Annotated in this window: 18 protein-coding genes; 5 read left to right on the forward strand and 13 right to left on the reverse strand. The window is 40.5% G+C overall.

The window, feature by feature from the left end; all coding sequences use genetic code 11:
- Positions 1-28 precede the first annotated feature (28 nt).
- The 3 genes from P4S65_RS03150 to glpD all read left to right on the forward strand — a co-directional run bounded on the left by P4S65_RS03150 (position 29) and on the right by glpD (position 4,865).
- Positions 29-1,351, forward strand: coding sequence for an alpha/beta hydrolase family protein (locus P4S65_RS03150; protein WP_337119561.1), 1,323 nt, complete (start codon positions 29-31; stop codon positions 1,349-1,351).
- A gap of 297 nt (positions 1,352-1,648) precedes the next feature.
- A complete protein-coding gene (gene glpK / locus P4S65_RS03155) occupies positions 1,649-3,148 on the forward strand; it encodes a glycerol kinase GlpK (protein ID WP_033014813.1) in 1,500 nt (499 codons plus the stop codon).
- A 211-nt stretch (positions 3,149-3,359) separates the two neighbouring features.
- A complete protein-coding gene (gene glpD, locus P4S65_RS03160; RefSeq protein ID WP_337119562.1) occupies positions 3,360-4,865 on the forward strand; it encodes a glycerol-3-phosphate dehydrogenase in 1,506 nt (501 codons plus the stop codon).
- Positions 4,866-5,111: 246 nt separating this feature from the next.
- Here glpD and P4S65_RS03165 read toward each other — a convergent pair whose 3' ends face one another.
- A complete protein-coding gene (locus P4S65_RS03165; protein ID WP_007376248.1) occupies positions 5,112-6,053 on the reverse strand; it encodes a 2-dehydro-3-deoxygalactonokinase in 942 nt (313 codons plus the stop codon).
- Positions 6,054-6,056: 3 nt separating this feature from the next.
- On the reverse strand, positions 6,057-6,815 hold the full coding sequence (locus P4S65_RS03170) for an SDR family NAD(P)-dependent oxidoreductase (protein ID WP_007376247.1): 759 nt from the start codon (positions 6,813-6,815) through the stop codon (positions 6,057-6,059).
- A 197-nt stretch (positions 6,816-7,012) separates the two neighbouring features.
- Between P4S65_RS03170 and P4S65_RS03175 the strand changes: the two genes are divergently transcribed.
- Entirely contained in the window at positions 7,013-7,714 is a 702-nt protein-coding gene (locus tag P4S65_RS03175; protein ID WP_007376246.1) for a FadR/GntR family transcriptional regulator, read from the forward strand.
- 69 nt (positions 7,715-7,783) lie between these two features.
- Here the strand turns inward: P4S65_RS03175 and P4S65_RS03180 are convergent, their stop codons facing one another.
- The 8 genes from P4S65_RS03180 to P4S65_RS03215 form a co-directional block, all read right to left on the reverse strand.
- Positions 7,784-9,916 (reverse strand): alpha-galactosidase, encoded by a 2,133-nt coding sequence (locus P4S65_RS03180; protein ID WP_096793911.1) that lies wholly within the window; start codon positions 9,914-9,916, stop codon positions 7,784-7,786.
- A 322-nt stretch (positions 9,917-10,238) separates the two neighbouring features.
- The gene (locus tag P4S65_RS03185; RefSeq protein WP_007376244.1) at positions 10,239-11,717 is read right to left on the reverse strand and encodes an SLC5 family protein; all 1,479 of its coding nucleotides are present in this window, start codon (positions 11,715-11,717) and stop codon (positions 10,239-10,241) included.
- A 36-nt stretch (positions 11,718-11,753) separates the two neighbouring features.
- Positions 11,754-12,389, reverse strand: coding sequence for a SapC family protein (locus tag P4S65_RS03190; protein ID WP_337119563.1), 636 nt, complete (start codon positions 12,387-12,389; stop codon positions 11,754-11,756).
- Positions 12,368-12,514, reverse strand: coding sequence for a hypothetical protein (locus P4S65_RS03195; RefSeq protein ID WP_337119564.1), 147 nt, complete (start codon positions 12,512-12,514; stop codon positions 12,368-12,370). The genes P4S65_RS03190 and P4S65_RS03195 overlap by 22 nt, the downstream gene beginning before the upstream one ends.
- A 12-nt stretch (positions 12,515-12,526) precedes the next feature.
- Positions 12,527-14,053, reverse strand: a complete 1,527-nt coding sequence (locus P4S65_RS03200) for a tryptophan halogenase family protein (protein WP_337119565.1) — start codon at positions 14,051-14,053, stop codon at positions 12,527-12,529.
- A gap of 173 nt (positions 14,054-14,226) precedes the next feature.
- Positions 14,227-16,974, reverse strand: coding sequence for a TonB-dependent receptor (locus P4S65_RS03205; RefSeq protein WP_096793914.1), 2,748 nt, complete (start codon positions 16,972-16,974; stop codon positions 14,227-14,229).
- 190 nt (positions 16,975-17,164) lie between these two features.
- A complete protein-coding gene (locus P4S65_RS03210) occupies positions 17,165-18,136 on the reverse strand; it encodes an aldose epimerase family protein (RefSeq protein ID WP_149605718.1) in 972 nt (323 codons plus the stop codon).
- Positions 18,137-18,336: 200 nt separating this feature from the next.
- A complete protein-coding gene (locus P4S65_RS03215) occupies positions 18,337-18,747 on the reverse strand; it encodes an acyl-CoA thioesterase (RefSeq protein WP_337119566.1) in 411 nt (136 codons plus the stop codon).
- A 33-nt stretch (positions 18,748-18,780) separates the two neighbouring features.
- On the opposite strand from P4S65_RS03215, the gene P4S65_RS03220 reads away from it, so the two are divergent.
- Positions 18,781-19,485: a 2OG-Fe(II) oxygenase gene (locus tag P4S65_RS03220; RefSeq protein ID WP_149605717.1), complete on the forward strand. Its 705-nt coding sequence runs from the start codon at positions 18,781-18,783 to the stop codon at positions 19,483-19,485.
- A 20-nt stretch (positions 19,486-19,505) separates the two neighbouring features.
- On the opposite strand, the gene P4S65_RS03225 is transcribed toward P4S65_RS03220, so the two are convergent.
- The 3 genes from P4S65_RS03225 to acnB all read right to left on the reverse strand — a co-directional run bounded on the left by P4S65_RS03225 (position 19,506) and on the right by acnB (position 24,181).
- A complete protein-coding gene (locus P4S65_RS03225) occupies positions 19,506-20,741 on the reverse strand; it encodes a cysteine desulfurase-like protein (protein WP_337119567.1) in 1,236 nt (411 codons plus the stop codon).
- Between the two features lie 9 nt (positions 20,742-20,750).
- A complete protein-coding gene (locus P4S65_RS03230; protein WP_008133367.1) occupies positions 20,751-21,383 on the reverse strand; it encodes a 2OG-Fe dioxygenase family protein in 633 nt (210 codons plus the stop codon).
- A 200-nt stretch (positions 21,384-21,583) separates the two neighbouring features.
- Complete coding sequence (gene acnB / locus P4S65_RS03235) at positions 21,584-24,181, reverse strand: bifunctional aconitate hydratase 2/2-methylisocitrate dehydratase (RefSeq protein ID WP_033039455.1); 2,598 nt, start codon at positions 24,179-24,181, stop codon at positions 21,584-21,586.
- Positions 24,182-24,411: the final 230 nt, after the last annotated feature.

Below are 24,411 nucleotides of genomic sequence, written 5' to 3' on the forward strand. Positions count from 1 at the left end.
AAATAAAAATACACAACAAGGACACACAATGACACACACACTCAAGGTGCTTTCAAAAGCTATATTACTTGCTACGTGCAGTTTATCTGCCAGTGTAGCTGTTGCTGAACCTAATAAACCAGAGCAGCTATACCCGCCAATCACTAGCGAAGTACTCCCAGAACTTGCAGCTAAAGGTAGCTACAATGTAGGTGTGCAAACACTTGATTTAATTAACCCTGCGCAATTTGACCCCGCCACACAAGGCCAAAAAGATCGTCCTTTAAAAGTAGAAGTGTGGTATCCAGCTGCAAATACAGCAAAAGCAGCACTTACCAGCTACACAGATGAAACTCGCTCAGGTAAAGAGTTTACTTTGCAAGCCGATGCAATGCGTGATGTCGCCATAAATAGTAAAGAGCACTACCCTGTCATTGTGCTTTCGCACGGTTATACCGGTTACCGTACAATTATGTACTACCTTGGCGAGCACTTAGCGTCACACGGTTACATAGTTGTAGCGATTGATCATACTGATTCAACTAACGCAGATGTTGATTTTAAAAATGCGCCGTTCTCTGGCTTTTTCAGTACGCTTATAAATCGCTCTCGCGATCAGCAGTTTGTTATTAATTACTTCAACGAGCAAAATAACTTTGCAAGTAAGCAAGTAGATAACAAAAGCGCTGGTGTAATTGGTTACTCAATGGGTGGCTATGGCGCGGTAAATACGATAGGTGGTTGTTACGCTTTTAATGAGCAAACTACGGCCATGTTTACGGGTATGAAAGACCCAGCTCAAATTAAACAAGTACAGCAACTACTCAACAGCTGCGCTGGTGGGCAATACCAAAACCCGAAAGTAGACCCACGCATAAAAGCCATGGTTGCCTTTGCACCGTGGGGCGGACAGCACGCTATATTTGATGCCAAAGCAATGGCAAATATTAAAGTACCTTCGCTTTATATAGCCGGTAACTTAGATGATATTTCAGGCTATGAAGGCATTAAAAACCTTTATAACCAAACAGGCAGCGAAGATAAGTACATGCTTACTTACAAAAATGCGCGCCATAATATTGCACCACACCCAGCCCCTGCTATTGCACAAAGCAGCAGTGAGTTAGATATAGGCCATTACTACGAGCCATCGTGGTCTATGCGCACACTAAACGAAATCAATAAACACTTTGTACTTGCTATGATGGATTGCCACGTAAAAGGTATAGCCAGCGAGTGTAAATACTTAGATTTACCACAAAACGGCGACCAAGCTGTTGTTGATGGTAAGCCACTACCACAGTGGCACGGATTTGATAATCGCTTTTCCACTGGTATGGATTGGCAGCAAGCTAAACCACACGTTAAGTAACTGAGCTCTGGATAATAAATCTATCTCAAGCAGCTATTTTCAGCGTTAACTGCGTTGAATTTACTTGCAATAGTCCGTCAGATTTCAAGTTAAGTAACTCACTAAAAGCGACTGCTTCTCTTAAATAGTCGCGCTCGCACTTAAAATTTACTAAAAGTAAAACGCCCTGCTTTTTAAAAGTTATCAATAAAAACAGGCGAGTTTACTTTTTAGTAAGATATTTTAAGAAAAAACCATTGCCATTAGCTAACGTTAAAGGCAATCTAGCTATATATAAGATAAATAATATTAATAAATATGTCCAAATACATACTCTCAATTGATCAAGGAACCACAAGCTCTCGTGCCATCTTGTTTACAAAAGATGCAGACGTTTTTGGTACAGCACAGCAAGAATTTCCTCAGCATTTTCCACAAAATGGCTGGGTTGAGCACGATCCTAACGATATTTGGCAAACAGTGCTTAGCACTAGTCGCGAAGTACTCGCTAAACAAGATGTAAAGCCTGAAGAAATTATCGCTATAGGTATCACTAACCAACGCGAAACCACCCTAGTATGGAACAAAAAAACAGGCAAAACGATTTATAACGCGATTGTTTGGCAAGATAGACGCACTAGTGACTATTGCGAAAGCCTTACTACCGATGAACTTTGTCAAACTATTAGCGAAAAAACAGGCTTGCTACTTGACCCTTATTTTTCAGCCACTAAAGTTCGTTGGATTTTAGATAATGTTGAAGGCGCACGCGAACAAGCCCTCGCTGGCGAACTGGCTTTTGGTACGGTTGACACTTACCTACTTTGGCAACTAACAGGTGGTAAAGAACATCGCACTGATGCAACGAATGCATCCCGTACTATGTTATTTAATATTCATACCCAGCAGTGGGATCAAGAGCTTCTAGAGTTATTCGATATTCCAGAATCTATGCTGCCAGAAGTAATGGACTCAGCCGACGAATTTGGCTCAACGAGCGCTGATATTTTTGGTGCACCAATTCGTGTATGTGGTATTGCTGGTGATCAACAGGCAGCCCTTGTTGGTCATGCATGTTTTGAGCAAGGCATGGCAAAAAGTACATATGGCACTGGCTGTTTTTTAATGCTTAACACTGGCGAAAAAGCACTGACCTCAGAAAACCGCTTACTGACTACTGTTGCCTATAGACTAAACGGCAAACCAACTTACGCCATTGAAGGCAGTATCTTTATGGCTGGCGCGACTATGCAGTGGATTGTTGAAGGCTTAAAGCTACTTAGTCATGCTGGCGAAAGTGAATCGATGGTTAAAGATGTCCCCCTCGATCATGGTGTATTTTTAGTGCCTTCGTTCACGGGTTTAGGTGCACCTTATTGGGACCCAAATGCACGTGGCGCTATTTTAGGTCTTACACGCGACTCAGGAATTAGCACTATTGTTGCGGCTGCTTTGCAATCAGTGGGTTATCAAACCAAAGATTTACAAAAAGCGATGGAGCGTGATGGCCTTCGCCCGAGTGTGCTTCGTGTAGATGGCGGCATGGTAAAAAACAATTGGGTTATGACCTTCCTATCAAACATTTTAGGTGCAACAGTAGAGCGTCCAACGGTGACCGAAACCACCTCTTTAGGGGTCGCTTATTTAGCAGGCTTACAAACCGGCGTTTACGAATCAACTGAGCAGTTATCGAAAATGTGGACATGTGACCGTCGTTTTGAGCCAACTATGAGTGCCGACGAGCGTAATGATTTATATGCAAAATGGCAGCACTGTGTAGCTCAAGTGTGCTTAACAAATAAAAATTGCCCGCAGTAAATACTAAGTGGCTAAGGCTAATACTTTAGTCACTTTGTCTTTTTTAACTTAGCTAAATGCTCGATTTAAAAGGCACACTTTACTGCTCCAAATTGAAAGTGGATTCGCGTCAAAATTAACAAATAAAAAATTGGGTTTTCTATTGTCAAATGAAAACAGCAGCTTTATGATGCTTTATGTATTATTTATATTATAAATAGAAGGGTGCTCGGTGAAATTAGCAGATAACGAATATGACTTACTAGTCATCGGTGGCGGCGTAAACGGCACAGGCATAGCAGCAGATGCTGCTGGTAGAGGACTTAAAGTACTTTTGTGCGAACAGTCAGATCTAGCTTCTGCAACGTCTTCAAACAGCTCCAAGCTGATCCACGGTGGTCTGCGCTACCTTGAGCACTACGAATTTAGATTAGTAAAAGAAGCCTTAGCCGAGCGAGAAGTGCTGCTTAAAAATGCCCCTCACATTATGTGGCCACTTACGTTTAGATTACCCCATCAAAAGCATTTACGCCCTGCATGGATGATCCGCATTGGCTTATTTATGTATGACAACCTAGCAAAACGAGTTACGTTACCTGCATCGAAGAGCATTAAATTTGGCGAGCATAGCGTACTAGAACCTTCAATTACTAAAGGTTTTGAATACGCTGATGGCTGGGTTGATGACTCTCGCTTAGTTATTTTAAACGCCCTTGCAGCGCAGCAAAAAGGCGCAGTAATTGCCACACAAACTAAATGTGTCAAAGCGCATCGTGAGCAAGATAAATGGCAAGTAACGCTTGAGCAACAAAGTACAAAATCGCATTACAGTATTGCTGCTAAAGGCATTGTAAATGCAGCGGGCCCTTGGGTTGCTAAGCTTTTTGATGAAGCACTCGAAGAAAAATCACCACAAAATATTCGCCTTGTAAAAGGCAGCCACATTGTCGTGCCACGCATTCATAACGAACCGCAAGCTTATATTTTACAAAACAAAGATCAGCGTATTGTGTTTGTTATTCCGTTTGAAGATGATTACTCACTTATTGGCACGACTGATGTTGAGCACAAAGGTGAGGCACAAGACGTTAAAATTAGTGAAGAAGAAATCGATTACCTTATCGAGATTACTAATAGCTACTTTAAAACTCCGATTAAACGCCAAGATATTGTGCATACTTTTTCAGGTGTACGTCCATTACTTGATGATGAATCAGTTAATGCACAAGCCGTTACTCGCGATTATAAACTAGAGCTTTCGAGTGATGCTAAACAAACACCTCTACTGAGTGTGTTTGGCGGAAAAATTACAACTTACCGTAAACTTGCCGAAGCTGCGGTTAACAAGCTTGAAGACTTTTACCCGCAAATGAGTGAAGCTTGGACTAAACATGGTGCGTTACCAGGTGGCGATTTTAGCTCTGTAGAAGCACTTAAAGCGCAATTACAAACAACCTATAATTGGTTACCACAAATAATGCTAAATCGCTTTGTACGCACCTATGGTACGCGCACTATAAATATTTTGGGTGATGCAAAACAACTAAGCGATTTAGGTCAAGATTTTGGGCATAACTTATTTGCAGCAGAGGTCGATTTTTTATTAAATGAAGAGTGGGCACAAAACGCATATAACATATTATGGCGCCGCACAAAGTTAGGACTGCGCTTTAGTGAAACCCAAACTACCACCCTTAATAATTATATTGAACAAAGCAAAGCGGCCAAAATTGCTTAATAACCGCTAAAGAAATTGGCTGCAATAGCCCTAAAAGCTTTCTACGAAACCCCTTTATAATTTAATCATTATGAAGGGGTTTAATTTTCTCGGTTATATAATACCAATCCGCAATAACACTTGGTCAATTTGAGGGCTTAAACCTGGCGCTAACTATGTTAATAATTTCTGATATAGAACAACTAAATAACGAAATTCTCACCTTGTTATCGACCCGATTTTCTTACTTCAAAATCGCTCACTTAATTAAGCTGATTGATATAAAAAATTAAAACCGCTCAACGTAGCCATTTTAATGTCAAACTCAACACATTTAACGCCTATTTGGTTAAGTGCCGTAGAAAAACATTTATTAAGCTGTTTGGTTCCCACTACCACAACTTGTGTATTACTTTGCAATTGCCACTCACTGGCATGGCGTGCTGCTCGTACGTCACTGCCAATTAACACACCCGATAAATACGCTTTAGCTTGTACAGGTGTTAACTCCTTTGAAAGCTGACGAGTACGCACACTAAAAATACCATGCGCTAAATTACCACTATCACTGCCAAGCGTGAGTTTGCACCCTTGATCAAATGCTTTCCAATCAAAGTCGCCCTCTTCACAGTCACTGGGTATCAATACACTTTGGTGGCACAGTAAATCGTATAACTCGCCAGTCATTGCGGTTTTAAAGCAGATTATTTCACCATGGTTTATAAGTACCCACTTAGTATGTGTACCTGGTAAACACAGTAATATTTTACCCTGTTGATACTCTGGGTTTTGTTTTAAAAACCCTAAAATTTGCAGCTCTTCACCGCGCATTACATCAAATAAAGAATTTTGTAGGGTGCACTTAGTACCAGGCAAGGCTTTAATAGTATGCCCTGCACAATTAAAGCTAATAGCAGCATCGAGTAAACTCTCAGGGTTTATAGGGCACTCTAGATAGGGCGTTTCGTACCAACCTATGCTTGATGTGATTTGCCCTGCTATATATACAGGTACGCAGCCATACTGCTGACTCCAAGGCTCGATAGCACTAAGAAGCGTTTGCTCAAAGTCTTGATTAACTTTTACAACACCTGGCCCATCACGTTGTTCAAGTAATGTAAGCGGTTGTTTTGCGTTAACACGGCACAAATAAGCACGTAAATGACTGGTACCCCAATCAACGGCTATAAAAAGAGATGAAGTAGTCAAACTTTAAAGTCTCCCACCGTCAATTTTAATGCCCTGCCCGGTAATCATACTGCTTTCATCTGCCGCTAAAAACATCGCTAAATTAGCAACATCCTCAGGTGAAACTAGCTTTTTAAGCGCCATAGCTTCCATCCATTTTACTTGCTCGGCCTCCGTAAACCAGCTTGCTAATTGACGGTCGGTAGCCACCCACCCAGGTAAAATAGCATTTACGCGAATACCAAACTCGCCATAATCACGAGCAAGTGCCTTAGTCATGCCTATAAGACCTGCTTTAGCGGTAACGTAACCGGCCATTTGCGGTTGGCCCATTATGGCATTGATAGAACTAAAGTTTATAATACTGCCCGCCCCTTCTCGCTGCATAAATGACATAGCGACTTGGGAAGCAAAAAAGGCTGGATTTAAATTAATTTGCAGACACTGATCCCAGTCTTGCACTGTAACGTCTTCGCTAGGTTGACGGCGATCATTTGCTACGTTATTGACCAGTACATTGACGCTACCAAGGGCAGCACACGCATCAACTAATGATTGCTGCAGAGCATGGGAATCAGTTACATCAACTTGCCTGTACCATAAGTTAGCTTGTGGGAGATTGTTAATGAGCGCCTGCGCAGCATCGTCATCTATATCGATAAAAGCAACTTTGGCATTTTGCTTAGTAAATGATTCGACCATTGCTCTACCGATGCCTGATGCACCACCAGTAATAAAAATAACTTTACCAGAAAGACTATGATATTGAGCGAGGGTGTTCAAATTCAACTCTCCATACAGCACATATAAAATCTTATTTAAACCCTTTATAAACTGATACTTACAACATAAAGGGCCAAACCAAATTGTTATTACTGTGTTAAAATACTTAACTAATAAAAAGTTTATACCATATCCTTACGTACATTAATATGATATATGATATATAATCTAGCAATATGAACTCGGAAACTCGCACAATGAAAAGCCAACCTCGTCAAAACTTAACACACCAACTAACCCATGATTTGGGTTTTGCTATTGTGCGTGGCGTGTACCCTGTAAGTGAAGGTCTGCCGTCGGAAGCTGACTTATGTATAAAATACGATGTGAGCCGTAGTGCCACTCGCGAAGCGGTAAAAATGCTCTCTGCTAAAGGATTAATTTCGTCGCGTCCTAAGCAGGGTATTCGTGTATTACCTGAAAGTAGCTGGAACATGTTTGATACCGACGTACTGCGTTGGATTTTAAGCAGCAAACCGTCACTTTCTTTATTAAAAGAATTTACCCAAGTCCGTGTAGCACTTGAGCCTCAAGCTGCAGCGCTTGCAGCGGTGAATGCAACTGCTGAACAACTCGTTGAAATAGATAATGCATTAGCGCGTATGGCCGATGCCGATGAAGGATTAGATGATCCTCTCGAAGCTGATATTGCCTTTCATACCAGTATATTAGTGGCCAGCAACAATCGATTTTTTGTACAATTGACTGAGTTTATTAGCACCGCATTACGTGTAAGTATTCGCTACACTAACCATATTAAAGGTGTACCCGGTGCTGATGTAGCAAAGCATGCAGACATTTTAAATACCATAAAATCACGTAACCCAGAGCTGGCTAAAAAAGCAGTAGAAACTATTTTAGAAGAAGCGCTTGAGCTTATCGAATCAAAGCTGGTGTAGTAAAAAGTTACTTTTGACAGATTAAAAAAGGGAGCTAATTAGCTCCCTTTTTGCTGCCCATATTTAAAATTACGCTTTTGTAAGTTCAAAAATAAGCGATGTTTGCGGGAATGAAATTGGCATTTGTAAGCCAAACTGCATTAACGCTTCACCTGTAAATGTTTGACCATTTACCACAGCAATAGAAGATGGGCGATACTCTTCAAATTTTACCGGCCACACTAAATTAAGTGTATATTGTGCATCGGTATCTAGGCCAACAAAGCGTAATTTATTAGGCGCTGTACGCGGTGTTTCGCGAACGCTATTATAGGCAAATAACGCTTTTGTTTTTTGCTCATCGATTAAACCAAAGTTAATTGATAAATCGTCGCTATCAAGGCGGTATAAATCGGCGCTATGAATAAACTCCCGATGCTCTTTGTGAAGTACTATTGCCGCTTTGAGTGTATTGTATTCGTGATCGGTCAGCTCACGTGGGTCCATTTCAATGCCCATGTGGCCAAACATTGATACCGCAGCACGCATCTCAATGCTCACATTACGCCCTGTGATATGACAATCACGTGGGCCTACGTGAGCGCCCATTACCGACGATGGGAAAAAGAACGAACATCCACGCTGTATTTCAAGGCGATCTAGCGCATCGTTTGAATCTGACGTCCATACACGATCTGTGTGTGCAAGTACGCCGTAATCTACACGTGCACCACCTGACGAACAGCTTTCTATTTCAAGCCCTGGGTGCGCCGCTTTAATACGATCAATTAAACGATAAAGCGCCAATGTTTGTTGATGCACGGCCGGCTTACCATCAAAGTTACCCGCATGGTTAATATCGCGGTTCATATCCCATTTAATGTACTTAATGGTTGGGTATTCAACTAAAATATCGTCAATGGCTTTGTATAGGTACTCAACCACCTCAGAGCGCGTTAAATCAAGTACAAGCTGATTTCTAAAGCTTAACTGTTCGTTGTTTTGAGAGCCTAAAACCCAATCAGGATGCGCGCGGTATAAATCACTATCAGGGTTGACCATTTCTGGTTCAAACCAAATACCAAACTCCATACCTAAGCTATTAACATGATCTATAACTGGCGATAAGCCATCTGGGTAAATTTTGCAATCTACTGTCCAATCACCTAAGCCAGCATTGTCGCCACGGCGGCCTTTAAACCAACCATCATCAAGTACAAAACGCTCAATACCTAACGGGGCTACTTTGTCGGCTAATTGCTTAAGCGTGTCTACGTCGTGATCAAAGTAAATACCTTCCCATGTGTTGTAATGCACAGGGCGCGTTTTTTCGCGTTGTGCTTGGCTAAGTAAATTAGCTTTAACAAAACGATGGAAATTACGAGAAAGCGCGCTAAAACCTTCACTTGAAAACGAGCCATAAATGCTCGGGCTTTGATACGTTTGACCTTTAACAAGCGTAAGCTCACCAGGAAGTAATAGCTCGCCCATTTGTACATAACGGCGCCCTTCAGCTAAAAGCTCTGCACGTAGTTTATTGTTACCACTCCAACCTAAATGAAAGCCGTAACATTCGCCGTGTTGCTCGCCTGCATTTTCGTTATGCACTAATAAACCAGGAAACACATCGTGTGATGTTTTGCCTTTACGGTTTTCACGTACAAAGCTGCCAAGCACTAAATCAACCGATTGACGTTGGAATTCGTTTGACCAACGGCCTTCAAAGCTCACTATTTTGCTTACGCTATCTGGCAATTGAAATGTTGGCGCCGCGCAAAAGTTAACACTTAATGGCGAATCACCTAAATTAGTTAATACAGTATGTGCGCTCAATACGTCAGTATTTTTATCAAGCGTGATGCTGTGTACTACTTCAATACCACGAAGTTTATCTACACTTACAAACTCAACGGTCGCACTTGAAAGTTGACGTACTTCTTGAAGCTCTGGCCCAACTGACCATGCAATTGAATCATTTACTAGCTCAAGCCCTGGCGCACCAGTAAAGCCTTCGCCTAATAAAGGAGATAGAGAAATAGGCGCTTCTTCAACCACGGCACATTTTACTTCTTGACGAGTTGCTAGCTGAGTAAGCATTGTTTCAGTTGTTTGCTCAGATAGGCGTTTACCAAAGTACAGTAATGCCGGTGTTTTGCTCTGGCAGTCGAAAATAACGGTGCTGTTTACACTGTCTAATCGATAAAATGATTTAGTGTCGGCCATGATTTTCCTATCCTTTTAATCTATTACGAGTTAAATAATGTGAGTATGTGAGTCAGTTATTTTGTGTGTGAACTCATTTACCGTTGCTTGAGATACGATCGGTCAGACAGTGGCTCTCAACAATAATAGTATATATCATATAAATTAACTTTTGATAGCCTTTGCACTGCAAATAGTTAGATAAACTCACTGGAAGTACCACTGCAATAAAAGACATTAAACTAACCTTAACTCAAAAATCCAATTACTCTCTTTTTGATGAATAAAAAAATCGGCCAAGAATTACCTGTGACCGATTTTAATAGCTTAATTTATCTGTAGTTTATTTTTGTATTAGCGTCTGCGTTGCGCCATCAAGATCAGGAGTTTTACCTGCCCACTGCGCGTTTAAGCCAAATACCACTTTATTTACTACTAATGCAAAAGTCACACATACAATGAGTGTAATTGGCATTAAGTGAATGTAATGAATGTCGGTATGTAGTGGTGAGTTTGCAAACGTAAGCATACCGTACATAACCACGCCTAAAATTACCGCTGCAATACCCGCACGAGCATCAACATTTTTAAATAATAAGCCCACTACAAAAATAGAGAATATAGGCATACTTAATAAGCCGTTTAATTGCTGTAGTAAGTTAATAATACTGTCGGCTTGCTGATAAATTGGTACAAGTACCAGCGTTAAACTCGTTAGTAATAATGTTACGTAACCACTTAGCTTTACTACACTTGGCTCTTTATTAAAGTAAGCTTCGTGAATGTCACACACATATAGTGCTGTGGCTGAATTTAATAAACTGTTGTAAGTAGATAGCACTGCCGCCGCCATTGCCGCTGCAAATACACCAGTTAACCATGCAGGCATTACATCGCCAACAATTCGACCATAAGCAGCGTCGCCAATATCGCCATAAAGTTTAAACGAAATAATACCCGGTAATACCACAATTGCAGGGACGATTAAAAAGCGAATACCTGCTGCTGCAAATATACCTTTTTGCGCTTCTTTAACATTAGGCGCTGCCATTGCTCGTTGCGTAATTGTTTGGTTAGTACCCCAGTAATACATTTGAATAAAGATCATACCGGTTAAAAGTGTTGGCCACGGAATAGGTGAATCAGCATCGCCAATTAATGTTAAACGCTCCTCTGGAATACCCGAAAAGTCATAGTCAATCGCATTAAGTGCTAAAAACACTACTAAAACAGCCATGCCCAGTACAAGTATGCCATTGTAGGTATCCGATACAGCAACTGCCCGCAAACCACCAAAAAATGCATAAACAGCACCAATAATGGCAAACGCGGTGGCAATATACATTAGTGGAATATCAACCTTAAACATGGTTTGCATAAACAGCGCGCCAGAATAAATAACCGCTGGCATATAAATAAGTGCATTACCTAAAAAGAATAATCCCCCAATAACAGCGCGAATATGTTTGTTGTTATAGCGCTTTTCTAAAAGCTCTGTGGTAGTTGTACAGTTATATTTGTAATAAACAGGGATGAATACTTTAGCTAAAATAATTAAACCTATAATTGCAGCAAGCTCCCACCAAACCAGTAAGGCCATTTGGTTACCGTTCATGCCAACAAGCTGGTCAGTACTTAAATTAGTAAGTGTGATTGAACCTGCAACAAACATCCAAGTAAGGCCACCGCCGGCTAAAAAGTACTCTTTAGTTTGGCTTTGTCCGTTATTACGATTTTGGCCTCGGCATTTCCAATAAGTAAGGCCACCAATTAAAGCGGTGACAAAAACAAAAACCACCAGCTGTAAAATATTATCTGACATGTGTGTGTCTCTTATATGCGTGTGAAAATAGACACGCTATAGCGCGTGTGAATCTCTACTTAGTTCTAATTTAATTTGCTTTAAAGGTTTGAGGTCTGAATGCTGATTATGAAGTTTCACTAAGGCGTTAAGCTGAAACAGTGAAATAAGCATGCTGTTAAGCACACTTAAGTAACCCTTCTTTTGCAGTTCTGCAATGGTATTGCTATCTAATGTTTGCAGTTTGTCTTCATCAACGGTGCTCAAACCTTGAATGGTTTGGGTTTCGCCTTGTTCAAACTGTAAAACAATATCAATATTTTTAATGAGCCCTAAGCGCACTACTTCCTGGGTAAATTGATACGTTTGATAGTCATTTTTTAAATCGCTCTCAAGTAGCTTTTGTTGCGAATTTAAAAATAAGCTTGGGTTACCTTTAGCATCAAATAATGCCTCACCATGCTGCGAGTTTACAGCTGAGCTTTGCTCATCAATCGCAATAAAGTAATCGCTACTGTTTGCTTCACGGGTCATTAAATGAAGAGGGTGAGTTTGCATACATACTGGTGTGTAAAGTGCCTGCCATTGGTTGTTATTCACCAATAAACTTTGCCTGGCGTTAAAACTTGTTAACGCTGATATTGTGTAGCTGCCATTTTGCGCGTTACGGGCTAAAAAATAGGTAAGTCGCATGCAGCTTTTGCCACTTCGTTAGCTCTTAGATTAACTAAATGCTGCGTTTTTGCGTATTCAACTGCTGCATTGGGGTTAATTTTTAATGTTTGGTGTTTAGTGTTTACGAGTTCACTAATAGCCATAGTTACACATCCTTAAACTGGGTTAGCTGCTAGCCACTGCTCTATAAAAGCACGATGTGGCGGCAAAGTTTGTAACATCTGCTGTGTAAGCTGGCTGTTACGTTCAATTATTTGTTTGGCTTGCACATGGTGTGAATACAAATATGCCTGTTTAGTAAAGTCTGGCTTAAAGCCCATACCGTACAAAACATACTGATAACTGGCAGCAGGGAATAACTCTAATGCGCCATGAAAATCTTGAATAAGCGGGCCACGGCTTCCCCAAAGAAGCAAGTCTTCTTGCAGGGTTTGTGGAATAGTATCGGGCTGTACATGTGCTTGCCAGTAAGGTTCTGGGCGCTTGGTTAGCATGTAATGTAGCTTTAAAAAGTCGATAATACGCTGCCAGCGGTAGTCCATTTGCTCGTTAAAGCGTTTAGCTACAATAGGCATTACTTGTGTATCTGCTGGCATATGCTCTGCTACAAAGCGTGCTGAAATTTCAACAAGCATAATAGCGGTTGCTTCAAGCGGCTCCACAAACCCTGCCGACATACCAATGGCAACACAGTTTTTATGCCAAAACTTTTCACGGTAGCCCGACTCAAAGCTAATCTTACGGGCAGTTAAACCGTTTGCTGCATCGCCTAAATAGTTTCTTAGGTTTTGCTCTGCTTCATCGTCTGATAGAAACTTGCTTGAATATACATGCCCTACACCTCGGCGGTGCGTTAAACCTATATCCCAAATCCATCCAGCGTTTTGCGCTGTTGCTATGGTATGGCTGGCTAAGGAGTCATCGTTTTCATCATAAGGGACTTGCATCGCCAGTGCGCTGTCGTTAAATAGCACGTGGTCCATTTTTTTAAATGGTACGTTGAGCGCTTGGCCTAATAACAATGATGAAAAACCAGTACAGTCTATAAATAAATCGGCGTTTATAGTGCGGGTTTTATCTTTTAGAGTAAGCTCATTTATTGCACCATCGTCATCAAGTTTTACCTGATCAACAGTACCAATAATATGCTCTACGCCAAGCTTACTTTTACAATGCTGTTTAAGCATTTCTGCAAAAGCGCCGGCATCTAAGTGGTAAGCGTAATTACAATTACCTTGATATTCACCTTGCGCTATACCTCTTGGGGCTAAGCTTGCTTCGCAAATATCATGTTGAAAATTAGTTTGCTGTGCAAAGTCTTCAACATTATCTAAATAAGGGGCTAAATCTATGCGGCCGTAGCCTAGCGGTACAGTAAATGGATGGTAGTAAAAATCGTTGTTGCCGTGCGTCCAATTTACAAATTTACCACCTTGCTTAAAGGTAGCGTTACAGGCTTTAAATACATCAACTTCACGCAAACCTATTTGCTGAAGAGTGTTTTTCATAGTGGGCCAGGTACCTTCACCTACACCAATTGTTGGAATATCTGACGATTCAACCAACATCACTTTTAAGCCGTCACCATTTTTACCTTGGTGATACGAAGCTATAATTGCAGCGCTCAGCCATCCTGCTGTGCCGCCACCAATTACGGCGATTGTTTTTATTGTTTTATTCATAACGGACTACTCTTTGAGTACTTTATTGATAACCGGTTAGACAACAAATGCCCTTTCGGGCATTTGTTTAAATTAGTCTCATTTTGTGCAAAATAGCTACTAACTTTATTAGTAACAGGACTTATAATGCACTGCAATGAAAACTAAGAGGCAGTCGCTGCCTCTGCTATCAATTAAAACGATCCACGAATACCAAACGCGTAACGTGAGCCATTATCTTCTACTGAATAGATTTGGTTAGCAAAACGACCTGTTTGTACTAGCTCTTCTTCAGTGATATTGATGCCTTCAGCAAAAATAGTGAAGTTTTCGTTAATATCGTAGCTTGCACTAATATCCCACTGACCGTAAGTTTCTACGTTCACTGGTTCACCGTTAAAGCCATTATCAACTAAGCGTAAAAAGCCTTCACGGTTGTTAAATGCAACACGTGCTTGCCAGTTATCTTGCTCATAAAACAATATTAAGTTTTGCGAATCGCCTAAACCTTCAAGTGCAAACGTTTGTGTGGTGTCTTCGCCTACGCTAATGTCACTATCTACGACTGTGGCATTGGCTATAATACCAAAGCCATTATCAAATATGTGCGTCACACCAACTTCATAGCCCGTTACTTTAGCTGACTCACCATTTTGAGGGCGAGTTACTGTGTATACCTCTGAACTACCATTGAGTTCATCATCAGCTTGGTCTGTACATGTAGTACACGCAAAATCAGGACCCGAACGGTCAGACATTTCAAATGTTTCTGCACCTGTTAGCGTGACAATGAAGTCATCAACTTCTTTACTAAATACTGCAAAGCTAAATAAGTTAGCATCGTTGTAGTACCACTCGTAAGAAATATCCCAGTTTTCTGATTGGAATGGCTTAAGAGCAGGGTTGCCACCATTTGCCGTTAAGTTTTGACGACGAGGCTCGTTAAACGTAGTCGCTGGTGATAACTGCGACATCGTTGGACGAGTAATACTGTCGTACGTAGCAAAACGTAAAATCATATTGTCTTGCAGTTCTAACTTAACATTTAAAGATGGTAGTAAGTTTGAGTAGCTAGTCCCTTGTTCAATGCTTGTAGCCGGACCAAATACGTTAGCAAACAAAGTTGCATCCGTCGTTGGGATTACATCACTAATAAAGCTCTGTATTGCAGCTACTTCAATATCAGTTTCAGAATAACGTGCACCTAAGTTAACGGTTACAGGCATATCCGCAAGGTCAAAACCAAGCGTAAAGTCCATGTATAGGCTGGTGATGTCTTCGTTGATTGTGTAACGGTTATTTTGTAATGTTGGCTCTACTGGGAAACCTTGATCGGCTAAATAATCAAGCATTTTATCACCGTCGTAGGTGTAAAAAGTATCGATCAAACCTGGGAAGTAGTTACTTGCTTGATAGGCTTCAAAATCAATTGCATCAAGTGGTGCTTGCGTCCCATAACCACAAAATTGACATTGAGTACCATAAACTTGAAAACTTGATTTTTCACGCTCTTGGCGATAAGCACCAAAGTTGATTCGATCTACAGGGCCTTTATCTGGCACGTATTCAAAATCAGCTTTTACTTCTGTGATTTCATCTTCATCTGTAAACTGAAGACCGACTTCATTGTAGTGAAGGCGCGCAAGGCTAGGATCTGGGAGTGAACCATTTTCAAACCCGTCATGCTGAACAGTAGGAACACTGCCTGTACCATCAAAGCTATAGCTATTAATAATACCTACAACATTAAAACGGTCAGTACCTGCACGGTCATTTTCAGCTGTTGAGCGAGACACATCAAATTTAGCTTTTAATAATTCGTTTACTTGCCAATCTACGTTAATACCAAATGCTTTATTAGTTACATCACGAGAGTTACGAGTGTGCGACACAAAGTCACTTGCAGGGTCGCCACTTGGCGCACCTAAACCCACTTCTTGAGAGAAAGTTAAAAGCGTGCCTGTTTCTGGATCAATCGTTGCGCTACCTACGCGGTCTGGTTCAAACCAAGATGCTAAATCGCGTACTGTTGAATCAACTTCAAATTTTGAAATCATGCCATCAACAGTAATAGTAACATCGTCAGATGGCGCATATTGCAGTACTAAACTTGCATTTGTACGCTCACGATCTTGCTCATCAACAACTTGGTCCCAGTTACGTGGAATATAGGCATTTTCAAACAATACACCATCAGTTGGATTAGAGATTGTTTGGCCGCCGCGCCAACCTGCCGTTAAAATTTGGTTATTTTGAAGTTTACGTTGTTGATTAGTGATGGCAAAAAGCACACCTAGCTTATCATCGTTAAACGTATTACTTATTAAGAATGATGTTGATGGGGATACTTCTTCAGAAAGGCTTTCGTACATACCTTTAACTGAACCTAAAATATGTAAACCACCAAAATCAAAAGGACGTGCTGTAGTTACGTTAACCGTACCACCAATGCCGCCTTCTTGAAGCGTTGCTGTATTACTTTTATAAATATCAGCACCGGTGATTTGATCTGCGGCTAATACATCAAAATTAAATTCACGACCTGCACTGTCTGTCGCAATTTGACGACCATTAACAAGTACAGTATTAAATTGTGGACCAAAACCACGAATAGTTACCGCTTGTCCTTCACCACCACTGCGGTCAATTGCTACACCTGTAATACGTTGCAGAGATTCTGCTACGTTTAAATCAGGAAATTTACCAAGATCTTCTGCTTTAATCCCGTCTGTAACAACATTAGATGCTTTTTTATCTAACATTGATGAACGTAAGCTGCTGCGGATACCCGTTACTGCGATAACTTCAACATCCTCATTTACTACTGTAGACGTATCGCCTTCAGCGCCTTGAGCTGCAACGTTTCCGCTTGCCAATATGCCAGTGATAGCAATACTGATCGCGGTTTTCTTGTTGAACGATAACTTATTGTTAATTATCATTTTTTAAAAACTCCTGATTGTGTGTAGTCGTTGTGTCGTTGTGCTAGTGCAAATAGTTTCAAATACTATTTATATTATAAATACTTTAAATCAAGCTGAAGTGCAACCTTTTCCTTGATTGTAGAGCGTTATTTATTACCGTATTTTTTCTTTTTATTTTCTTTAAATTAACATCAACATATTGAGTTAATTACGAAAATGCGTAAATAATAACCTGTTCATAAACTTCATCAGGTAATAAATTAGCTTTTGGATAATTTTCACGGTTTGGCGCGTCAGGCCAATTTTGCGCTTCAAAACACAAAGCTTGTCGTGCTTTAAACGGCGCACCGACGAAGTTAGCGGTGTATAACTGCATACCTGGCTGAGTGCTTTTGAGCGTTAAATTAACCTTCGTGTGTGGCGAGGTTAATGTAGCCATCGTCTTTAAACTGCTGTCATCATTAAAAATATAGCAGTGGTCAAAGCCATTTCCAGCTTCTAGCTGAGGATGAATGGCGCTTAATGCCTCCCCAACTTGACTTGGTTTGGTAAAATCAAAACAACTACCTGTCACTAATGCCGCTTCATTAAGCGGGATGCTGGTTTTATCGATGGGAAGGTAGTGACTGGTATTTACTTGAACAGAATGATCATTAATTGATTCGCTGCCATCAAGGTTAAAATAACAATGGTTAGTAAAATTAACGAGTGTTTCTTTGTTAGTCGTAGCTTTAAAGCGTAATGCAAGCTCGCCATTTTTAGCACTAATCGTTTGCCAAACCTGTAACTCACCGGGGAAGCCTTGCTCACCATCGGGCGAGCAATAATAAAGCTCAACTTCACTTTCAGTTTGTTTGGTTACTTGCCAAAGTACTTTATTAAAGCCTTTAACACCGCCATGTAAGCTATTAGGGCCGTTGTTCGTTTCTAATTGATACTGCGTACCAGATAAGCTGAAACGCCCCTTTGCAATACGGTTAGCGTATCTACCTACTGTAGCGCCAAGGTAAAATGGGTTTTCAAGATAGTATTGAGGGTCATCGACGCAAAGTGTCATTTCTTGCTTTTTAAACTTTATGCTTTTAATTATTGCACCAAATGGCAAAATTTCAGCGGTTAAATCTTTACCATCACTGAGCTGAATAACTTGTAAAAGCTGGTTATTGGCAATAGCTACCACATGTATTCTCCAATCAAATTACCGAATTAACATTTTCTGTTATGACGGCGCAACAATATATATTATAAATAGTATATAACTGAAGCCTGTAACTCAATCTAAATACGTTAAAATTTCTCGATAAAAATTTACAGCTGCCATTATTTATTTACAATAATTAAGCTTCGCCGGAGGTTATATAAAATATAGGCTCCTCAAGGTCAGCTGCTTTGGCATATATGCTCATTAAGCGCTGTTTTTTCGTCAATACTAAGGGCCTGCTTTGATTTCGCGATAAAATCGTATCTCACCATAACGGCTTTACCTATTGCGCAGCATTTATCATCTTGCCATGCTTCTTGCCATGCTTCTTGCCTAAGCGTAAAAGAGCTAGTGCCTATATGCTCTACAAAGGTTTTTACTGTTACTTCGTGGCCATAAAATAATTCGCCTACAAACGACACTTCAACTTTGGCAATTATCAACTTCCAATCATGTGGGTTTAAGTCAGGTGTAAAAAACTTAAAAATAGGTGCACGTGCAACTTCAAACCATACCGGGAGTACGGTATTGTTAATATGTCCGAGCGCATCAGTTTCACTAAAGCGCGGCATCACTTTTTCAATAAACATAAAAATCCAATAATAATTATATAAAGGTTACTCATGACGGACTTTATTCGCGTATACGATAACGCGCTAAGCAATGATTTTTGCGATGAATTTATTACCACATTCGCGCAAAGCCCGCATGTAAAACAAGGGGTGACATCGGGCGGTGTCGATCTAAAGAAAAAAGACAGCCACGATCTACACCTAAACAATCACCCCGAATATGCACAACAATTAAAACATATACAACAAACGACTGCACAGCATGTTTTTAAGTATATTGAAGAGCATATTTTTATGATGATTGGGGCGTTTGGTTTAAAGGTATATCATCCAAAAACGGGGGAGGTAGTTGATTTAACTCATGCTAATTTTGAAGAAGTAGGAAAGCCGCAACTCCCCGTTTTAGTGCAGCAGATTTTTAGACTTGGCAATATTCAAGCGCAAAAATACGAAGTAAATAAAGGTGGCTACCCTTACTGGCACAGTGAAGTTTATCCGCAGCTACAGCACAATGAAGCATTACATCGCGTGTTGCTCTTTATGTTTTACTTAAACGATGTAGAAGAAGGTGGTGAAACAGAATTTTATTATCAAAACCGTAAAATAGCCCCTAAAAAAGGCACTATGGTAATAGCACCTGGCTACTTTACACATACTCATAGAGGCAATAAGCCAGTATCAAACGATAAGTATATTTTAACATCGTGGGTGTTGTTTAATCGAGCAGAACAAATATATGGTGCGCCTAAGAGTTAGCGCACCAAAATCAGTATTATTTAACCGAGCAGTTCATCAAATAAATTAAACAACTGATCTAGCTCTTCAATAGTGTTGTAGTGCATACAACCAATACGCACTACACCGCCTTTGTCGAGTACACCTAACTGCTTACACAAACCTTGCGCGTAAAAGTTACCGTCCCACACACAAATATGCTGTTTGCCTAAAAATTCTGAAACAGCGCGCGGCTCAAGTCCTTCAAAAATTAAAGAAAAAGTGGGTGTACGCTCATTAAGGCGATCAAAATCATCAATACCAAACAACTTAATGCGTGGGTAATTTACCAAGCGCGTTAAAAAGTGTTCGCTAAGCGCCATTTCGTGCTGTTTAGTTTTAGCAAAAGCTATGCTTAACTTTTCGCGGCGTGAATGGCTATCATCAAGCTCACTAATCGCCGCAATGTAATCAACAGCCGCGATAAAACCAGCCATTGCTTCAAAACTTTGTGTGCCGGTTTCCCAGCGACCTGGTGCTATGTCTTTAGCTGGCTCAACTTTGTACGGTGTAAACCCATCTAAATGCTCTTTTTTACCGTAAACCATACCCAAATGCGGACCAAAAAACTTATACGCCGAGCAAGCTAAAAAGTCGCAATCAAGTGCTTGTACATCAACAAGTTCATGCGGTGCGTAATGTACTGCATCAACATAAACAAGTGCGCCTACGCTGTGAGCAAGCTCTACAATGCGTTTAATATTATTAATTGAACCTGTGGTATTTGACGCATACGTTACCGCAACAAGCTTAGTATTACTGTTTAATAAGCTTTCAAACTGCGCCATATCTAAGCTGCAATCAGCTTCGTTAATAAGCGCAGTATTTACAACAACACCTTTATCTTCTGCGGCTTGTTGCCACGACGATACATTCGAGAAATGATCAGCGTTAGTTACAATTATTTCATCGCCAGCCTGCCAATCACGCGAAATTGCACGGCTAAAGCTAAATGTGAGGCTGGTCATGTTTGGACCAAACACAATTTGTTGTGAGCTAGGTGCATTGAGTAAATCAGCGGCCGCTTGGCGCGCATTCGCCATCAGCTCAACCGTTTTATCACTTGAAAAAAACGCGCCACCTAAGTTCGAATTATAATGACCTAAATAAGCAGTCATCGCAGTAAGCACCGATGTTGGTACCTGCGAGCCGCCTGGTCCGTCTAAAAATATTGGCGATTTACCATCAACGTCTTGCATTAATGCTGGAAACTGCTCACGTAATTGCGTTATGTTCATGCTTATTCCTTAAGACGTTAATACAAAACAATCCAGGTAACCTGGTTTGCTAGCATCAATTTTGTTCATCGGTGTTGCGTTGTGCCACACTTGACGGTCGTTTATTAATGCAAACATGCCGTCTTTTATTTCCATTTTAAAACAAGGCTCAGCTTGCTTGCTTTCGTATACAAGCAGTTCGCCACCTTCTAAGTTCTCGTGAGATACACCGCATATACATACATGGTCAAAACCATCTTGATGCACGCCTTCTGGCGCTGCAGGTGTATCGCTATCAATGGCAAGCATGCGGAACTGATGAATTTCAATATCGCGCTGTTCATCAATACCGGTAAGTTGGCGAAACTCATTGACGATATTTTTCATACCCTCTGATTCAAGTAAACTTTGCTCTAGGTTTTCGTAAGTACGCTCTACATTACCCTGAAAAGTATTAATTGAATCGTCTTGAACAAATGCTTTGGTTTTTTGTAACTTTATTTCACCATTTAGCATTTTAACTACTGAATAACGACGTTTACGAAAAGCACCATCTGCATATGGATTTGCAGGCAGGTTATCAAAAGAAGGCTTAACCAAATCAATATTTACTTGGTTAATAAAACGTAGTTGCAGTAAATTCTGGTTGTTTAATGCTGTCATAAAATCTCGCCTAAAATAATGAGAATATTGGTGAGGATTTTAATGCATATTGAGAGGATTTTTTGCTTTATTACTCAACTTAAAAACAACTTAAGGCCAGAGTTAATACAAAAATATAAAAAAAGAAGCATGAACTATCTAATATTTATTTTAGTCAATAAAAAACCCGCCGAAGCGGGTTTTTAAACAAACTTTAAAAATTATACAGCTTGTTGAATAATAACCTTGTCTGCTTTTTTAGTGTAAGCAGGCATACGGTGGAAGTTCAAGTAACGGTAAGTATCTGCAGCCGTTGCATTGATCTTCGCTGCATACTCTTGGTACTCAGCTGGAGTAGGTAATTTACCTAAGATAGCCGCTACAGCAGCAAGTTCTGCTGATGCTAAGAATACGTTTGCACCATTACCTAAACGGTTAGGGAAGTTACGTGTAGAGGTAGACACAACCGTTGCTTTGTCTGCAACGCGTGCTTGGTTACCCATACAAAGTGAACAACCTGGTGTTTCGATACGTGCACCAACACGTCCAAAGATACCGTAGTAACCCTCTTCAGTAAGCTGGTCTTTATCCATCTTAGTTGGTGGAGCAACCCAAAGTTGAGTTGGTAACTGACCTTTAAAGCCATCTAGTAATTTACCCGCTGCGCGGAAATGACCGATGTTAGTCATACAAGAACCGATGAACACTTCGTCGATTTTCTCGCCAGTAACGTCAGATAGTAAGCGCGCATCATCTGGGTCATTTGGAGCACAAAGAACGGGTTCTTTAATCTCAGCTAAATCAATTTCAAGTACATGCTTGTACTCTGCATCAGCATCAGCTTCCATTAGTTCTGGGTTAGCTAACCAATCTTGCATTGCAGTAATACGACGCTCAATAGTACGTACATCACCGTAACCTTCAGAGATCATCCATTTAAGCATAACAATGTTTGACTCTAGGTATTCTGCGATAGATTCTTTAGAAAGTTTAACCGCACAACCTGCAGCTGAACGCTCTGCAGATGCATCTGATAATTCAAATGCTTGCTCAACAGTAAGATGCTCAACGCCTTCAATTTCTAGTACACGACCAGAGAATTCGTTAATTTTACCTTTTTTCTCAACTGTTAATAAACCCGCTTTGATACCGTAGTAAGGAATTGCATGTACAAGGTCACGTAAAGTGATACCTGGTTGCATTTCGCCTTTAAAACGAACCAAAATAGATTCTGGCATATCAAGTGGCATAACACCCGTTGCTGCTGCGAATGCAACTGCACCCGAACCTGCTGGGAATGAAATACCTAGTGGAAAACGTGTATGTGAATCACCACCAGTACCTACAGTGTCTGGTAGTAACATACGGTTTAACCATGAGTGAATTACACCATCACCTGGGCGAAGTGAAACACCGCCACGGTTCATAATGAAATCAGGAAGCGTATGGTGAGTGTTTACATCGATAGGTTTAGGATAAGCTGATGTATGACAGAAAGACTGCATGGTTAAATCTGCAGAAAAACCTAAACAAGCTAGATCTTTAAGTTCATCACGTGTCATAGGACCTGTTGTATCTTGCGAACCAACAGTTGTCATTTTAGGCTCACAGTATTGACCTGGGCGAATACCTGCAACGTTACATGCTTTACCAACCATTTTTTGCGCTAGTGTGAAGCCTTTGTCAGATACTTCTGTTGCTGTTGGTACTTTAAATACGTCAGTTGGAGCTAGACCAAGTGATGTACGTGCTTTATCAGTTAAACCACGACCAATGATTAGTGGGATACGACCACCAGCACGAACTTCGTCTAAAATTACATCAGATTTAAGCTCAAAAGTAGAGATTACTTTATCTGTACCATGTTGCTTAACAACACCTTCGTACGGGTAAATGTCGATTTGCTCACCCATGTTAAGCTCATCAACATTTAATTCGATTGGTAATGCACCTGAATCTTCCATTGTGTTGAAGAAGATTGGAGCAATTTTATTACCTAGACATACACCGCCAACACGCTTGTTTGGTACGAACGGGATATCATCGCCCATAAACCAAAGTACAGAGTTAGTTGCAGACTTACGAGAAGAACCAGTACCAACAACATCACCTACATATGCAAGTGGTAAGCCTTTAGTTTTTAATTCTTCAAGCTGAGAGATTGGACCTACTTCGCCTGGCTTGTCTGGTGTAATTCCATCACGTTCAATTTTTAGCATTGCTAAAGCATGTAGTGGGATATCTGGACGAGACCATGCATCTGGTGCAGGTGACAAGTCATCCGTATTTGTTTCGCCAGTTACTTTAAATACAGTAACTGAGATCTTTTCAGCAACAGCTGGCTTATTAGTAAACCACTGCGCATTTGCCCAAGACTCAATAATTTGCTTAGCGAATGTGTTACCCGCTTTTGCTTTTTCTTCAACATCGTAGAACGCATCAAACATAAGTAATGTATTTGAAAGGCCTTTAACTACGATTGGTGCAAGTGTTTCGTCATCAAGTAGGTCAATCATTGGTGCGATATTGTAACCGCCCAACATTGTACCTAATAATTCTGCCGCTTTTTCTTTAGAAACAAGTGGAGAATTAGTTTCACCTTTAGCTATAGCTGCTAAAAATCCCGCTTTAATATAAGCAGCATCGTCAACACCCGCTGGTATACGCTGAATAAACAAATCTAAAATGAATTCTTCTTCACCTGCAGGTGGAGTTTTGATTAATTCAATAAGATCAGCAGTTTGCTGAGCATCTAATGGCGCTGGTACGATACCTAACGCGGCACGTTCTTCTACGTGTTTACGATATTCTTGTAGCACAATATTGCCCTCTTGGTGACGTGAAAGTATCCGGTAGCGCTTCAAGCGCAAATAAGTTACCCAATACTTATAGTATTCTAACGCGTAATTATAAAGCTTTTATGGATAGATGAAAATCCATCCAGTTACGCAACTGATTATACCGATTATAAATACTATGAATAGTGGTTGTAGTAAAAACTATTCCCATGAATACTTATTAAGTAATAATCATTACCATTAACCAATAT

Origin of the sequence: Pseudoalteromonas sp. B131b, from assembly GCF_037162545.1 — a bacterium.
GTDB lineage: Bacteria > Pseudomonadota > Gammaproteobacteria > Enterobacterales > Alteromonadaceae > Pseudoalteromonas > Pseudoalteromonas fuliginea.

Bases quoted from the DNA above. Each gene is read 5' to 3' on its own strand.
- P4S65_RS03205 (WP_096793914.1), bottom strand. From the start codon at position 16,974: ATGATAATTAACAATAAGTTATCGTTCAACAAGAAAACCGCGATCAGT.
- P4S65_RS03220 (WP_149605717.1), top strand. From the start codon at position 18,781: ATGACGGACTTTATTCGCGTATACGATAACGCGCTAAGCAATGATTTT.
- P4S65_RS03215 (WP_337119566.1), bottom strand. From the start codon at position 18,747: ATGTTTATTGAAAAAGTGATGCCGCGCTTTAGTGAAACTGATGCGCTC.
- P4S65_RS03200 (WP_337119565.1), bottom strand. From the start codon at position 14,053: ATGAATAAAACAATAAAAACAATCGCCGTAATTGGTGGCGGCACAGCA.
- P4S65_RS03185 (WP_007376244.1), bottom strand. From the start codon at position 11,717: ATGTCAGATAATATTTTACAGCTGGTGGTTTTTGTTTTTGTCACCGCT.
- P4S65_RS03150 (WP_337119561.1), top strand. From the start codon at position 29: ATGACACACACACTCAAGGTGCTTTCAAAAGCTATATTACTTGCTACG.
- P4S65_RS03195 (WP_337119564.1), bottom strand. From the start codon at position 12,514: ATGGCTATTAGTGAACTCGTAAACACTAAACACCAAACATTAAAAATT.
- P4S65_RS03230 (WP_008133367.1), bottom strand. From the start codon at position 21,383: ATGACAGCATTAAACAACCAGAATTTACTGCAACTACGTTTTATTAAC.
- P4S65_RS03180 (WP_096793911.1), bottom strand. From the start codon at position 9,916: ATGGCCGACACTAAATCATTTTATCGATTAGACAGTGTAAACAGCACC.
- P4S65_RS03190 (WP_337119563.1), bottom strand. From the start codon at position 12,389: ATGCGACTTACCTATTTTTTAGCCCGTAACGCGCAAAATGGCAGCTAC.
- P4S65_RS03175 (WP_007376246.1), top strand. From the start codon at position 7,013: ATGAAAAGCCAACCTCGTCAAAACTTAACACACCAACTAACCCATGAT.
- glpK (WP_033014813.1), top strand. From the start codon at position 1,649: ATGTCCAAATACATACTCTCAATTGATCAAGGAACCACAAGCTCTCGT.
- P4S65_RS03225 (WP_337119567.1), bottom strand. From the start codon at position 20,741: ATGAACATAACGCAATTACGTGAGCAGTTTCCAGCATTAATGCAAGAC.